Source organism: Thalassospira sp. TSL5-1 (assembly GCF_001907695.1).
In the GTDB taxonomy this organism is placed as follows: domain Bacteria; phylum Pseudomonadota; class Alphaproteobacteria; order Rhodospirillales; family Thalassospiraceae; genus Thalassospira.
The window spans coordinates 1,155,105-1,170,072 of the sequence record NZ_KV880638.1 but is presented as its reverse complement, the minus strand read 5'-3'; the positions used below and the strand labels follow the sequence as shown (position 1 = coordinate 1,170,072).

9 protein-coding genes are annotated in these 14,968 nt (G+C 52.3%); all 9 read right to left on the bottom strand.

What is annotated here, in order from left to right; all coding sequences use genetic code 11:
* Positions 1–304 precede the first annotated feature (304 nt).
* The 9 genes from LF95_RS14940 to LF95_RS14900 all read right to left on the bottom strand — a co-directional run bounded on the left by LF95_RS14940 (position 305) and on the right by LF95_RS14900 (position 14,386).
* Positions 305–2,014, bottom strand: a complete 1,710-nt coding sequence (locus tag LF95_RS14940) for an ABC transporter ATP-binding protein (protein ID WP_256359968.1) — start codon at positions 2,012–2,014, stop codon at positions 305–307.
* Positions 2,015–2,094: 80 nt separating this feature from the next.
* A complete protein-coding gene (locus LF95_RS14935) occupies positions 2,095–3,162 on the bottom strand; it encodes an ATP-binding protein (protein ID WP_215905687.1) in 1,068 nt (355 codons plus the stop codon).
* The gene (locus LF95_RS14930; RefSeq protein ID WP_073955823.1) at positions 3,152–3,856 is read right to left on the bottom strand and encodes a response regulator; all 705 of its coding nucleotides are present in this window, start codon (positions 3,854–3,856) and stop codon (positions 3,152–3,154) included. Before LF95_RS14930 ends, LF95_RS14935 begins: the two co-directional genes overlap by 11 nt.
* Positions 3,857–3,877: 21 nt before the next feature.
* The gene (locus tag LF95_RS14925; RefSeq protein ID WP_371440827.1) at positions 3,878–7,051 is read right to left on the bottom strand and encodes a multidrug efflux RND transporter permease subunit; all 3,174 of its coding nucleotides are present in this window, start codon (positions 7,049–7,051) and stop codon (positions 3,878–3,880) included.
* A complete protein-coding gene (locus tag LF95_RS14920; RefSeq protein ID WP_073955821.1) occupies positions 7,023–8,183 on the bottom strand; it encodes an efflux RND transporter periplasmic adaptor subunit in 1,161 nt (386 codons plus the stop codon). The genes LF95_RS14925 and LF95_RS14920 overlap by 29 nt, the downstream gene beginning before the upstream one ends.
* 242 nt (positions 8,184–8,425) lie before the next feature.
* A complete protein-coding gene (locus LF95_RS14915; RefSeq protein ID WP_073955820.1) occupies positions 8,426–9,799 on the bottom strand; it encodes an efflux transporter outer membrane subunit in 1,374 nt (457 codons plus the stop codon).
* A 2-nt stretch (positions 9,800–9,801) separates the two neighbouring features.
* A complete protein-coding gene (locus LF95_RS14910; RefSeq protein ID WP_073955819.1) occupies positions 9,802–11,748 on the bottom strand; it encodes a MacB family efflux pump subunit in 1,947 nt (648 codons plus the stop codon).
* Positions 11,745–12,935 carry an efflux RND transporter periplasmic adaptor subunit gene (locus LF95_RS14905; RefSeq protein WP_073955818.1) on the bottom strand — a complete coding sequence of 397 codons (1,191 nt, stop codon included), beginning with the start codon at positions 12,933–12,935 and terminating at the stop codon, positions 11,745–11,747. Before LF95_RS14905 ends, LF95_RS14910 begins: the two co-directional genes overlap by 4 nt.
* Before the next feature lie 755 nt (positions 12,936–13,690).
* Positions 13,691–14,386: a hypothetical protein gene (locus LF95_RS14900; RefSeq protein ID WP_143182056.1), complete on the bottom strand. Its 696-nt coding sequence runs from the start codon at positions 14,384–14,386 to the stop codon at positions 13,691–13,693.
* Positions 14,387–14,968 lie beyond the last annotated feature (582 nt).

Sequence of the window (14,968 nt, the reverse complement as noted above, 5' to 3'; positions counted from 1 at the left end):
AGCATACCAATCGCGCGCCGGAGGAATGCAGCAGCAGTTTCTCCGGGTTCTCTGCAACGTTCTCCGATAGCGCCGACAAATTTATTGGACGACACCTCGTGCTATATCACCTAAACTTCAATACGGCGTACGTTCCGACATTTCCCAACCAAATAAACACCCCAAATATCCCAGCTTTTGTTTCTGGCCCTCTTTTTTGCCTGGGCATCAATCAGCTTATGGAAACGCCATAATCAGAACGGCGATATCGAACTGCGATTTTTTTCAGAAAAATCATCAAATACATGTTCCTTCGACATAAATATCAAGCGCCCTGCAATAGATCCGCATAAACACCGTTCAAAGCCACCAACTGTTCATGGTTTCCGTTTTCCACAATGCGGCCTGCCTTCATGACAATAATCTGGTCCGCATGACGTATGGTTGACAACCGATGTGCGATGGTAATGGTTGTCCGACCTTTCGACATGCTTTCCAACGCCAAGGTCATCGCACGTTCAGTGCGCGTATCCAGGGCACTGGTCGCCTCGTCAAGCAGCAGTACGGGTGGATCGCGCAAGATGGTTCTTGCCAATACCAAACGTTGTTTCTCGCCTCCGGAAAAACGGTATCCACTTTCTCCAACAATCGTCTCGTAACCGTTGGGCAACGAAACAATATAGTCGTGGATTTGAGCAATCCTTGCGGCTGCGAATAACTCTTCATCGCTCGCATCCGGTTTTGCAAAACGTAGATTCTCTGAAACCGTGGCATGCAATAAATGGGGCTCTTGCGACACAACGCCCAACATTTCAGACAGGGATTGAAAGCTGAGATCACGCAGGTCCACCCCGTCGAAGCGAATGGCTCCGTCATCCACATCATAAAGCCGCGCCAGCAGATATCCCAGTGTCGTCTTACCCGACCCCGTCGGCCCCACAATCGCAATGTTGCTCCCTGCCGGGATTTTCAAACTTATGTCATACAGGGCAGCGGGCCCATCCTCATGATAGGAAAAGCTGACACGGTCCAGTTCCACATCACCCCGCATATCACTGCGTCTGATTACAACCGGATCTGCGCATTCGCTGATTTCTACAGGCAGGTCCAGATATTCGAAAACCCGTGCAAACAATGCGCGTGTTTTTCGGGTATCACGGGCTATTTCCAACAGTTGCTCGAATGGCCACAATAACTGTTCCTGCAATGCGATCATCGCAACCAACGTTCCGATAGTTGACGGATTATCGGTCTGCATCAAAAGCCCACCTGCCAATAATGTCATCGCTGGCAGGACGGCCAGTGCAAAACTGATCAATGTCCACTGCCATTCACCGGCAGTATGTGATTTCACTTCAAGTTTCGCCAGATCGCCTGAAATACGGACAAACCGCCGGACAAAATGAGGCCCTCTTCCCATCGTACGGGCAAGAATAACCCCAGAGGCCGACAGTGTTTCCTGCACTGCCGCAGACATATCGGCGGCACGAGCCTGCTGCTGATAAGTCAGTGCCTCACGCATTCGAGCCACCCGGTTGCTGATCAGGATCGTTCCCGGCACCACAAACAACACAAAAAGTGCCAACCGCCAGTCAAGAATCACGATGGCAATAGCCGTCATGACAACTGCACTGAGTGAACGACCAAGTTCGCTCGCGGTTTCAGTCACCAAGGATTGTAATCCATCAATATCACTGGCCATGCGCGACTGCACTTCGCCCACTCGTGTTCCGATAAAAAACCGTAACGAAAGACTTTGGAGATGGGTATAAAGCCGCACCCGCAAGGCATGCAGAACCGCCTGCCCGATGCGTGACATAAGGATTACCTGATAGGCACCAGCCGCCGCCGAAAGCAAAGCGACGAGAACCATGCCCCCTACCAGGCCGACAAGCAGTTTAAGATCATGTGCGGGCAATGCTTCGTCAATAACCGCACGCAACAGAAACGGCCCTACCAGACCAACCGCTGACGCCGTAATCATCAAAATGATGACGGCAGCAATCCCATTCCGGTAAGGCGTAAATAGCGACATTATCCGCCGCGCGGAAACATGCTTCTCGGCAAGACCGACATAATCGTCAGAATAATCAAGATGTTTGGGCATTGGTACGATCAGACTAAATGTGACGGCTCGTGCGGCAAACGTATTTCAACGGCGAGGCCAGCATTTGTGGAAGGGAATATTAACGCATCACCGCCATGCGCCTGCGCGATTGCCTTGACAATCGGCAGGCCCAAACCAGAGCCGCCTCCGCTACGTCCCCGTGAATCTTCCGCACGCCAAAACCGCTCAAAGGCGCGCGCACGGCTTTCTTCGGGAAGGCCGGGTCCGGTATCGGCACAACGAAAGAAGACATACTGTTCGACCATCCCAGTCTCGATATGCACCGTGCTTTGCGGCGCGTATCGACAACAGTTTTCAAGAACCGCGACAAAAGCCTGCCGCAATCGCGAGCGATCAGCATTCACGACCGCACTGGATAACTGCCGCGTTATCGTAATTCCGGCCCCGTTCAAATGCCCCTCAAGCGAGGCCAATGCGGCCTCTGCTTCCATCGCAAGATCAAAATGGGAATATTCCAGATCCAACTGCCCGGCATTGCTCAGCGCCAGGGTGCGCAATTCCTCTACAATCGCCGACAGATCATCCACATGATTGATCAATCGACCGTACAGTTCCGGACTGGGAGTAAAGGCACCGTCCAGCAACCCCTGCAATCGCCCGCGCAGGATGGTCAAAGGCGTTCGCAATTCATGGGCAATGGCCGAATTCGAATATTTCAACTCAGCCTCGGCACGCTGCAATCGCCCTGCCATCTGATTGAAATCATCCACAAGATCGGTCGCTTCGCCAAAACTGCCCCGAGTTAATGACGCGCGTGCCGAAAAATCCCCCTTGGCAACCTTGCGGGCCGCCGCCGCAACAGATTTCAAAGGGTCAGCAATTCGCCGCGCAAGAATCCAGCCCAAAAATGAAGCGGTTAATATACCGGTCCCCAATAAAAGGCTCAATGTTACGATATCACCGGTTCGCAGGAATTCGTCGTCGGTAAATTCCGGATAGAGCCAATCGTAAATGAAGAAAAAATACGCGATTAGTCCGAAATAAACGATGGCGAAAGCAAGCAGGGTAAGCGCAATCATGGCGCGAACGATGCGGGAATTCAGATTATTTGCCATATGTGTTATCCAATCGATACCCGACACCCCGGACACCGACGAGTACGCCATCAGCCCCGGCAGCAGCCAGTTTACGACGTAAATTACTCACATGGCTGTCCACTGTACGGTCCAGCGCCTCCCCTTCGGGCAAACAGGCGTCGACCAGTTCCGAACGCTCGAACACTCTGCCGATCCTCAAAGCCATGTAAGCCAAAATACGAAATTCGGTTCTGGTCAGACCCAGTGCAACCTTGCCTTTGGCACTTTCGACTTCCACCCGATATGCCTGTGGATCGATGGTCAGTGGCCCGACGCGCAACATCTGATCGCTATCGCGGGCAATGGTTCGCCGCAATACCGCCTTTACACGCGCAACAACCTCAAGCGGATTAAACGGTTTAACAACATAATCGTCCGCCCCGATGCGTAGCGCCTGCAACTTGTCGAGATCTTCCGCCAGGGCCGTGACCATGATGACCGGTGTATCACCCCGGTGACGTATCGTCGTTAACACCTCGTAACCGTCTTTTCCCGGCAGCTTGATGTCCAACACCACAAGGTCGGGCCGCAAGCGCTGATGATGGGCAAGCCCGACGGCTCCATCTCCTGCGGTAACAATCCGAAAACCTTCACGAGACAGATAAGCCGCGATGATTTCGGCAATCTCGGGCTCGTCTTCAATAATAAGGATCAAAGCATTGTTCGTCGTCATGGTCTCGCTCTTTGATACAATTTATTCATCTTGTGCTTGCGCGGGACTACTTTTTTGCAGGGCTTTTCCCCATGACGTCGGGCGCGTCAATCGACTAACTGCAACATAAAGAACCGGCACAAAGAAAACTGCCAGCACAGTGGCGGACAGCATACCGCCAAACACACCCGTCCCGATCGCATTCTGAATTTCGGAACCGGCACCGTGCGCAACCATGAGCGGCACCACCCCCAGAATAAAGGCAAGCGAGGTCATCAGGATTGGCCGAAGCCGCAATTTAGAGGCCTGGAGCACGGCACGATAAAGGCTCATTCCCTGATCGCGCAGGTGACGGGCATATTCCACCAACAGAATGGCGTTTTTTGCCGAAAGCCCGATAATGGTAATAAGGCCAACGTTAAAGAACACATCATTCTCCATCCCGCGTGCCAGTACCGCAACAACTGCCCCGAACACACCCAGCGGCACCACCAGCATGACAGCCAGCGGGATTGACCAACTTTCGTAAAGGGCCGCAAGCACGAGGAATACAATCAACATTGAAGCGGCCAAAAGCATCGGAGCCTGTGACGCAGAGTGTTTTTCCTGCAAGGATTGACCGGTCCACTCCAATGCAAATCCCTCGGGCAGCTGTTTTGCCAAACGTTCCATCTCTTCCATCGCCACCCCGCTCGATACGCCTGACGCAGCCGAACCTGTGATACGAGCAGCCAGATAGCCGTTATAACGCTCCAATTGCAAAGGCGTGGTTTCCCAAACGGGCCGAACAACTTCGGACAATGTAACCATGCCGCCCTGAATATTGCGCACCTGCAGACGCAAAACATCCTCGACATGCATCCGGGCGGGCGCATCGGCCTGCACAACCACTTGCTGGAGACGCCCCTTGTTGGGAAAGTCGTTGACGTAGCTTGATCCGATCGCCGTCGAGATCATATCACTTATTTCCGCAAAAGAGACGCCAAGCGCCAGCGCCTTCTGGCGATCAATTTTAAGGGCGATGCTCTGCCCGTCCGGCAGGCCCTCCGACATCACGCCCGTCAGCAAGTTGCTTTCTGATGCCAGTGCAATCAGCTTGTTCTCTGCCGCTTTAAGTGCTTGTTGCCCCAAATTGCCGCGATCTTCCAACCGCAACGCAAATCCTGACGTCGTCCCAAGCGATTCAATCGCAGGCGGCTTCATGATCATTGCAATGCCTTCGGGAATATCGGCCATTGCCGCCTCCGCTGCAGCAATCTCTTCGTTCAGACTGGTCTTGCGTTCACTCCAGTCCTTCAGGCTGGTAAATGCTTGGGCCGCATTCGGACCGGAGCCCGAGAAACCAAAACCCAAAATCACGGTGTTATCGACAATATCGGGACGGGATGCCGTATGCGCTTCATATTTTGCAACAATCTCGCGCGTACGTTCGGCGGTAGCACCCGCCGGCAGCTCAAACATCGCCATAAAGCTTCCCTGATCTTCCTCGGGCACAAACGACGTTGCGATCCTGGAATAGCCAAGCCCAAGAACAACCAACAGCACCCCATAAATAAGCAACATCCGCCCACCGCGCCGCAACATCCAGCCCACAGCACCGGTATAGCGCGTGGTTAGGGCATCAAATTTCCGGTTAAACCAGGCAAAGAAACCCTTCCCTTTGCTATGATTGTTCCCAGGCTTCAAAATTGTGGCACAAAGTGCAGGTGTCAATGTCAGCGCAAGAAAAGCCGAGAACATGATGGAAACCGACATCGACAATGTGAACTGGCGATAAATCGCCCCCACAGAACCATCGACCATCGCCATCGGAATAAGAACAGCGGCCAAAACCAGTGTGATACCAACAATGGCTCCCGAAATCTCGCGCATGGCCTGGCGGGTCGCATCCCTTGGCGACAGGCCCTGACGGGACATGATGCGCTCAACATTTTCCACAACGACAATGGCATCATCAACGATGATACCAATCGCCAGTACCATGCCGAACATGGTTAGCACATTGATCGAGTACCCCGCCGCCATCATCACGGCGAAGGTTCCCAAAAGCGCGATTGGCGCAACAATTGTCGGGATCAACGTGTAGCGTATATTCTGCAAGAAAAGCAAAATAACCAGAAAGACCAGAACCATCGCTTCGGCCAGTGTCTGAACCACCTTGATGATCGACACTTTGACGAATGGTGCGGTATTATAAGAAATCGAAACCGCCATATCTTTTGGCATTCCGGTCTGCAGTTCAGCCAAACGCTTTTCGATTGCGGCGGCAGTGCTAACGGCATTGGCACCAGGCGTCATCTGGATCGCAGCAGCAGCAGCAGGCTTTCCATTACTGCTGACGCTAAAGGCAAGTGTTTGAGCACCGAGTTCAACCCGTGCAACATCCGATAGCAGCAACCTTGCACCGTCAGGCTGTGCGCGCAATGGTATTGCTTCAAATTCCTCTGGCGTGTTCAACTGGCCTTGCACAGTCAAAGGTGTCGATATTTTCGTCCCAGGTACAGTCGGTTCATCACCCACCCGTCCCGGCGAAACCTGCGCGTTTTCTCGTGTGATAGCGGCAGTTACATCCGCCATAGTTAGGTTATAACCGGCAAGCTTTGCGGGATCCACCCAGACACGCATTGCGCGTTCCGAGCCGAACTGCTGAACACGACCAACACCTGGCACACGTTTCAATTCTTCGCTGATGTTACGGGTCAAATAGTCACCAAGGGCCAGTTCTTCAGTCCCGCCACCAAGCGACTTTAGCGTTATGACCATCAAGAAACCCGACTCAGCGGCTTCGACATTGATCCCTCCACGCCGAACGGCCTCCGGGAGACGCGGTTCGGCGTTTTTAAGGCGATTTTGCACATCGACCTGCGCCAACTCCGGGTTGGTACCCGGCTTAAACGTTACAGTGATACTAGCCGAACCAACCGAATCAACCGTGGATTCGTAATACAGCACGTTCTTGACACTCGAGAGTTCCTTCTCGATAGGAGTAACGACACTATCATTAACGGTTTGAACCGTCGCACCGGTATAGGTGGCGTAAATACCAATGCTCGGCGGTGCAATAACTGGAAAGCGTTCTACAGGAAGCCGGGGAATAGCCACGATTCCTGCCAACGCTATGAAAATTGCTATAACCCAGGCAAAGACCGGGCGATCAATAAAAAATTGCGGCATTAGAATCTGACCTTTAAAAATTATTGGTCGCAGGCGCTGCATCTTGTGATGCAGAAGCCAGGTTAACGGTCGCCCCATCCTGTACGCGGTCCTGTCCGCGAATAACGATGATCTCGCCCGCCTTTAACCCCGACTTCACAACAAGGCGTCCTCCTATGGCGTCCCCCAAAACCACATCACGTCGTTCGGCTCGCCCGTCAGCAGCCACAACGACAATCTGTGCTCCGTTGGCACCTTTGCGAATGACGGCATCTTCCGGAACCAGAAGAGCATCGGGAAGGAGGCCGCGCGGTATTCTTGCCCGAACATACATTCCGGGCAGCAAGCGCAAGCCGGGGTTTTCGACCTCAATTCGCACAGTTGCATTACCAGTGCCTGTATCCACGGTAACGTCAGACAGCACCAGCCGGCCGGGGCGAGGATGAAGTTTGCCCTCTGCATCAATGATCTCAACCGGGCCTAATCCTTGCTCGGCAGCGGACTGCAATCCTTCAAGTCTGGTCGCACGCAAGCGCAGATCGACATACACGCGGTCCAGTTCCTGCACGACAGCAAGCTCTGTCTGACTTGACGTGGATGCCAGAGCCCCCTCGTCTGCCAGTGCGCGTCCGACATACCCTTTAATCGGCGAACTTATGGACGCAAAATCGAGATCAAGCTGACGTCGACGAAAAACTGCACGGGCTTCCGCAAGATTAGCCTGTGCCAATTTAAGCTCATTACTTGCGTCTTCGTAACTCTTACGGCTCGTCGCTTTGGACAAAATCAGGGTTTGAGAACGCTCAAACCCTTTCTGTGCATGCTCCAGCGCCGCCTTGGCCCGCGTCAAACCTGCCTGGGCCGTATCAAGATCGGCCAAAAGCACGGCCGGGTCTATTTCAAAAAGAATTTGACCGGCCTCAACCTGGGTTCCACCTTCTACCAGCCGCTTCTTGATGATACCGCCGACCTGCGGTCGTATTTCTACCCTTCGATATGCCGTGACACGCCCTGGCAGCTCATCAATCAGAACGACGCGCTCAGGCACAAGCGTGCTGGTAGTGACCTGGATGGCACCTTGTTGGTCAAGGGAAACCCCGTTTGTTTCCATATCCTCGCCATCCCGAAATATCAAAAATAACGAAAGGGAAGCGACACAAATGACAAAGGTAATAATCGAAAAGCGATATTGCATAAAACGTGTCCGTATTAGAGGTTTCATCCTCTTAGTGACACGCGCCCCTCAATATCGGGTCGAGAATTCATGGAGATTTGGTGGAGACGGAACCGCAATCAACACGAACCGGGTTCTTTCTGTCATAAATGATTGGATGCTTACCGATGCTTGAGGTTCGATTGTGGATCTGCAGTTCAACAGTTCGGCTCGGCGCGGTTGAATATCAAGAAATGCCTGCCCCTACACGCTGCGGAAGCAGGCTAACCCTTAATCGCAGCGTCTCCGCCAAGTGCCCGATAAAGAACGGATTCGTTAACGAATTGCGCCAGCCTGACATCAGCAAGAGCCGCTTCGGCAGAGCGTCGACGTTCCTGCGCTTCAAGCCAGATACGCAAAGTAATGGCACCAGCCCGATATCGCGCCTCGGTCAGTCGCTCTACTTCCTGCGCTGCCACATACGCATTATGCCGTCGCCGCGACTGCTCTGCATAACTGGCACGAGCACCGAGCGCATTCGCGACATCCGAAAACGCATTTAGTAAAGTGTTGCGAAACGAGGTAACGGCCTCTTCATATTGGGTCTGTGAAACCGCAATCGTCACATTCATATCCTTCCAGTTAAGGAACGAAAGAACTGCACCTGCCCCCAAGGTTGCGACCGGGTTGGAAACGAAAGAAACCAGTTTATCGCTGCTGGTCCCGACCCCGCTCGTCAGCGAAATTGCCGGATAGAAGCTGGTACGTGCCGCATCAACATTCTTCAAGGCAGCCTGCAACCGTGCTTCAGCCGCACGAAGATCGGGACGACGGGCAAGCAGATCAGCGGGCAAACCTGCGCCAAGCTGCGGAAACTTCTTTTGCGGCAAGCTCTGCGGTTCGGGAACTGGGCTTGCGTCACCATTCAAAAGGACCGTAAGCACATTACGCAGAACAAGACGTGCCTGATGCAACTCCGCTACTCTCGCGGCCTGAGTTTCGACAGTTTGCTCGCTTTCTCTAAGCTCAAGATCGGAAACATCGCCGATTTCCGCCTGCTTTCGGACGAGAACCTGAATTTGTTCGACATAATCAAGGCTGCTTTCTGCGGCTGCGATTGATTCATTTACATGGGCAATACGGAAATAGGTTTCGATCGTCATGCCAATGATAGCCAGACGCGCCGCTTCGTAATCTTGGGCTGTTGCCTCTGCCTCAAAGCTAGCACTGTCGCGCTGCGTTGCCAGTTTACCCCACAGGTCCACTTCATAGGAAACGCCAATTGTCGCAGACGAAGAGGACCTCAAATTAGCGCTGCCTTCGAGAGACCGGCTCCTCGAAGTGTTAAGGTTTCCGCTTAATTTCGGAAACAGGGCATTCCCGGCAAGGTCCGCTTGCAGTCGCGCCCGATGAGCACGAAGGGTGGCAGCAAAAATGTCGTTGTTCCGTTTTACCACTTCATTAATCAGTTTGGTCAACCCGGGGTCTCCGAATGCAACCCACCACTGATCTATACTGCCTTTTGTTGGGGCAGCAGAAACCGAAGTCGACCATGCCGGTCCTGCCGGCAAATCCGGACGCTGATAATTTGTCGACTGGCTGGCGCAACCGGCAAGAACGACAAACAGATACGGGGCAATCAATCTGGGGAAAATCATGATTATTCTCTTGAAAGCGCATCAACCGGGTCAAGGCGCGAGGCATTGCGGGCTGGCAGGAAACCAAATACCACACCAATGGCGAGTGCGGACAGACAGGCGAAAAAGATGGCATTGATCGAAATGATCATCGGAAATTGGCTATCCTGCCCACCAAAAGCAGTTGCCGCGACAAGAGCCAGTCCAATGCCAAGTAATGACCCGGCAATGCAGATCGTGACGGCTTCGATCAGGAACTGAAGCATGATGTCCATACGACGCGCCCCGACAGCCATGCGAAGGCCGATCTCGCGGGTACGCTCGGTGACAGAAACCAGCATGATGTTCATGACCCCGATGCCGCCAACAACCAGCGAAATAACTGCAACCGAAGAGATCAACAGCGTCATCGTTCCCGATGTTTTCTGCATGATTCGACGCAACTGATCACTGTTGAAAACAAAGAAATCCTGCGTCCCATGCCGACGGCTCATAAAACCGACGATCGCACGTTCGGCAACAACCGTATCAACATTATCCGAAATCCGAACAATCAGTCCGGCAAGGCTTGTTGCCGCGCCAAGGAGCCTTCCTGTCACAGCAGTATAAGGAAGATATATCTGAAGGGTTTTACCCGACATGCCTGAACGCTGGGCGACTGTGCCAATAATGACCACAGGAACCAGATCAACCATAATGACCTTGCCAATCGGAGACTCACCGCCAGGAAAAAGCCTGGAGGCAGCTCTATCGTCTATCACTGCCTCCTGACGGCGCCCTGCTATGCTGTCAGCCGAGAAGCCGGCTCCTCGCACGATACGCAGGCCGTTTACCCGAAAATAATCCTGACCCACACCGTCAATATTGGCCGACATGGAAGTACGACCGAAACGAATACGCGTACTCGTCGAGACCAGTGGCGTAACACTGTCGATATAATTTTGCGCTGCCAACGCCTCGGCATCGGAAACAACCAGCGTTGTGATGCTGTCGGCGCGCTCGTCATCCCACCCCCGCCCAGGATAAATGGATAATGTACTGGCCCCAAATTCACTGATTTCGGCAAGTACCTTCTGGCGCGTTCCTTCCCCCAGACCAACAACCGCAACAACGGCAGCAATACCAATGATGATCCCGAGCATGGTAAGGAATGTACGAACCCGATGAGCCGCCATTGAACGCAACGCCATCGGAAAGGCTTCAGCAAAACGTCGATGAAAACCGGACAGCAGGCCCACGGACCCCAAGCTTGCAAAAGAATATGAAGCAGCATCACACACAGATTCACGGCACCGTCTGTCCGTCAGAACCTGCCCGTCACGTATTTCGATGATGCGATCAGCATGAGCAGCAACCTCCATATCGTGGGTAACGATAATGACCGTATGACCATCCCGATGAAGCTCCTTAAGGATATCGAGAACGGTTTCACCACTTTTACTGTCAAGCGCACCGGTCGGCTCGTCGGCAAGGATGATACGCCCACCATTCATAAGCGCACGAGCAATCGAAACGCGCTGCTGCTGACCACCGGAAAGCTGGCCCGGACGGTGATCCATGCGATCACCAAGGCCCAGGCTCTCTAGCAGTGATCTCGCCCTTTCGCGCCGGGAAGCCGCATCAAGGCCCGCATACACGGCGGGCATCGCCACATTGTCAGCCGAATTGAGCGTGCCCAGCAAATGATAACGCTGAAAGATAAACCCGAAATGTTCCCTTCTCAGCGCCGCCAGTTCATCTGCACTCAATCCGGCAACGCTACGCCCTCCGACACGATAATCACCCGAAGTTGGCTGATCAAGGCATCCCAAAATGTTCATAAGCGTCGACTTGCCCGACCCACTTGCCCCTACAATTGCAACAAATTCACCACTGTCGATATGAAGGTTTATCCCCTCAAGTGCGGCAATCATCTCTTCACCGGTTTGAAACAGCCGCGAGACGTTCTCTATTTCCAGTAAAGCGCTCACATCATCCCCATATCGTTAGAGCCCGATGCCTGGCCATCGACCGGAATGACAACTTCATCGCCAACCTTCAAACCATCAATCACCTGCGCTTTGACCCGGTCAGTCAGTCCTATTGTGACAAGGCGCTCTGAAATTTCATCCGAAGGAGAGCGAACATTGACGCGATAGCGACCATCCTGATCGCGCTTAGTCAACGCAGACCACGGCATAAGCGGTACATTTTCGGCGCGCCCCACCACAATGGTTACAAGGGCGGTCATCATGGGCCGCAAGCGCCCTTCGGCATTTTGGGTTGTAAATATGCCATTAAAATAAACCGCCTGTGCCGCCTGTTTTCCGGCTGTAGCGGTCGTTGTCGCTTCCGTTGCAATTGATGCCGGGGCGGGCTCTATCAGCTCCAGTCTGCCAACCGTCGGAAGACGGGTACTCCCCATGATCGTAAAACGTACGATCTGGCCTGGTTTTACACGGCTAATATCGGCTTCCGATATCTTCACCTTAACCTGCATAACGTCAAGCTGGGCCAGCACGACAATTGTCGGCACAGCCAGGTTGGAATTTAGTGTTTGCCCAGCCTTGGTCACGACCGCAACCACAACACCATCCATGGGTGCGACAACTTTCGTATAGCCAAGATTGGCTTTCGCGCTCTCCACCTCCACCGTGGCTTGGGCGATCTGCGCATCCAATGCCTCGATATCCGCCGTCAGGACTTTGAATGCCGCCTCCGCCGTCTCAAGCTCGGCAACTGAAGCAGCATGCTGTCGCGCCATGCTCTTCTGTCTGTAATAAGTTTGTTTAGCGCGTTTGAGCTCAAAACCGCGCGCCTTGCGCTGCGCCTTGATATTGGCAAGTGCTGCCTCTGCGATACGAAGAGCATAGGACTGTGCCGTCGGGTCGATCTCTGCAATCAGATCTCCAGCATGAATTTTCTGCCCCAGTTCAACGTGCAAGGCCTTCAACTGACCAGAAACCTGCGCGCCAACACTAACAATCCGGGCGGGTTCAAGCTCGCCGTTGGCAAGAACCGTTTCCTCGACAGTGCCAAGCGCAACAAAATCGGTAAGCACAGCCGCCTGTGGCGTTTCATCCAGAACACCCGCGACGGATGCAAGTGCGGCGAACGCTGCAACGATCATGCCGGCGATGATCACAGTGCGGCCAATGTTCTTCGACGACAGTTTCATTATTGTTTTACCAACCGACGTTTTATGAATAGGGAAGATTCTCCTCGCCCCTGCCGGAACGACTGGTCGCGATCCCGCATGGCAACATCAAATAAATCAACCGCCGCCAGCAGGGGGGGGGGTAACGGGTTTTGAGGAAATTCTCTTGCGACATGATTGTTTCTTTCCAGCACCATTTCACGCGGCAATGAAAGTTAGGTGCAGGTTGTATGGAGATTGGATGAACGCATGTTTTCACAACCAGCCAACCTGAAATCGGACTGGGTGTCGGACGGTCAAAGGTCGCCGTTTGGAATGGATCCGGGCACAATTCAGGGGTCTTGTCGCGCAGGAATTACGCCTCAAACTTCCGGTCGGCCTGGTTCAAAGGAAAACCGGAGAATTTGTTCTCTGAAAGTCGTCAATCGCGGAAAATTGCCCCGATCTGCCCAAACAGCAAGAACTCACTCGGACGCACAGGTGCAAAAACATATGGGCGGTGATTCACGCCATTTCCGGGAAACTATATTCAGGATGATGCGCCCAGCTGCCGCCAGACATTTGATCTGCCGGTCAGTAGCCCGAATATCGAATATACCGTAATCGATACCGCCATCGCCACAGGCCACCGTCGGGCAATAACTGAGGAAAATGGTAGGCCCGGAGGGGCTATTAAAAACCCAAAAAACAGAATAAAATCAATGCTTAACCACCCACATCGATCACAATTTGTTCAAAATAAATCAATGAGTTAGATACTCGGTGTCCCACACAAATCAACTGAAGTTGAGACATACCTGACCATCCGAGAGTTCCTCAACTTTATTAATGAACTTCTTAATCGGAACTACGTGGGAGATGTCGGCGATGCTTCCAATCTCAAGCAAGAATGCGCTGCCATGCCAATTTCTAACCCTCAGAGCCAATCTAAATTCTTCCTGCCATGCGTAAATGTCTGCCTTGCGCAAAACACTCATCTGATGCTGGTTTTCTCCTGCCGGAACGTATTCAACCAAGCCTTTGAAAAGTTCAATATCCGTACCTTGCTGCTTGAGTTTTTCTACGGCCTTTTCAACACGTGCCATGAACGGAGCTGGTTTTATAATCAACATTGTGTCCCCAAAACCGCTCACTCTCGGGTCAAAAATCTTACCATCCTCTCTGATCTCCATACCGCTGTAGATCGATGTTACACAGAAGAGGTGTGTAGTCTGATACACGTCATCAGGCCCATTATAAACTACGATTGGCCCTACAATATTATTCAGCTTAGTACCATTGATCCTCAATTCTGATTTGCCTGGATGATAGAAGGCAGTGCAGTTCTCCAATGGATCTCCACGAAGATTCCCATCGCGGAGTCCTCGGAAATACTCAATCGTATTACAATAAATGATCCCTCGGCGACGCAATGCACCAATATGCGCCCGCTGACCTACCTTTGAAAACAACCACATTGATCTACTGTGCATGTTTAGCACTCCCCTACAGAAAGACTTTAAGTCTCGTCAAAATCCGAGGCCATCGGAAAAAGGTAACACAAGTTACAAACAGATAATTATCCATATAACTATCTATTAAATAAAGAAAAATTCAGTATCATGAAATGGTTGCAATTAAGTTGCAAAAGGTAATGTTGTTACCCTTCAACACAGTTACAAAATGAATAAAGAAAATCTTTTCAATTCAATGATGTAACCTTTTTCCGCCCAATCCGTTACCTGAAGTTACCATGCAAGGTAACAAAATAATTCAAATAAAATCAGATACTTAATTCCATTTTTCGCAGCGCGTAACGCTTGTTACCCTTTTCCGACACAAAAACCAAAAAGCCCCCCTGACTGAACGTCGGATCAATTCAACCAGACTAGCCACCGGTGCAAAACAGTGCCGAAAAATGCAGAACTTTGCCTGTTTGAAAATCTCTAAGAACCGCAGACAGCCGCTTGCTTTGCACCATGTTCGGCACTGCAGAATTTTCAATACATAAAGAGCGAAGGCGCGGCGGGGGATGACTGCGATTTTTTGGGCTTTTATCCTTGGGCACCTCTATT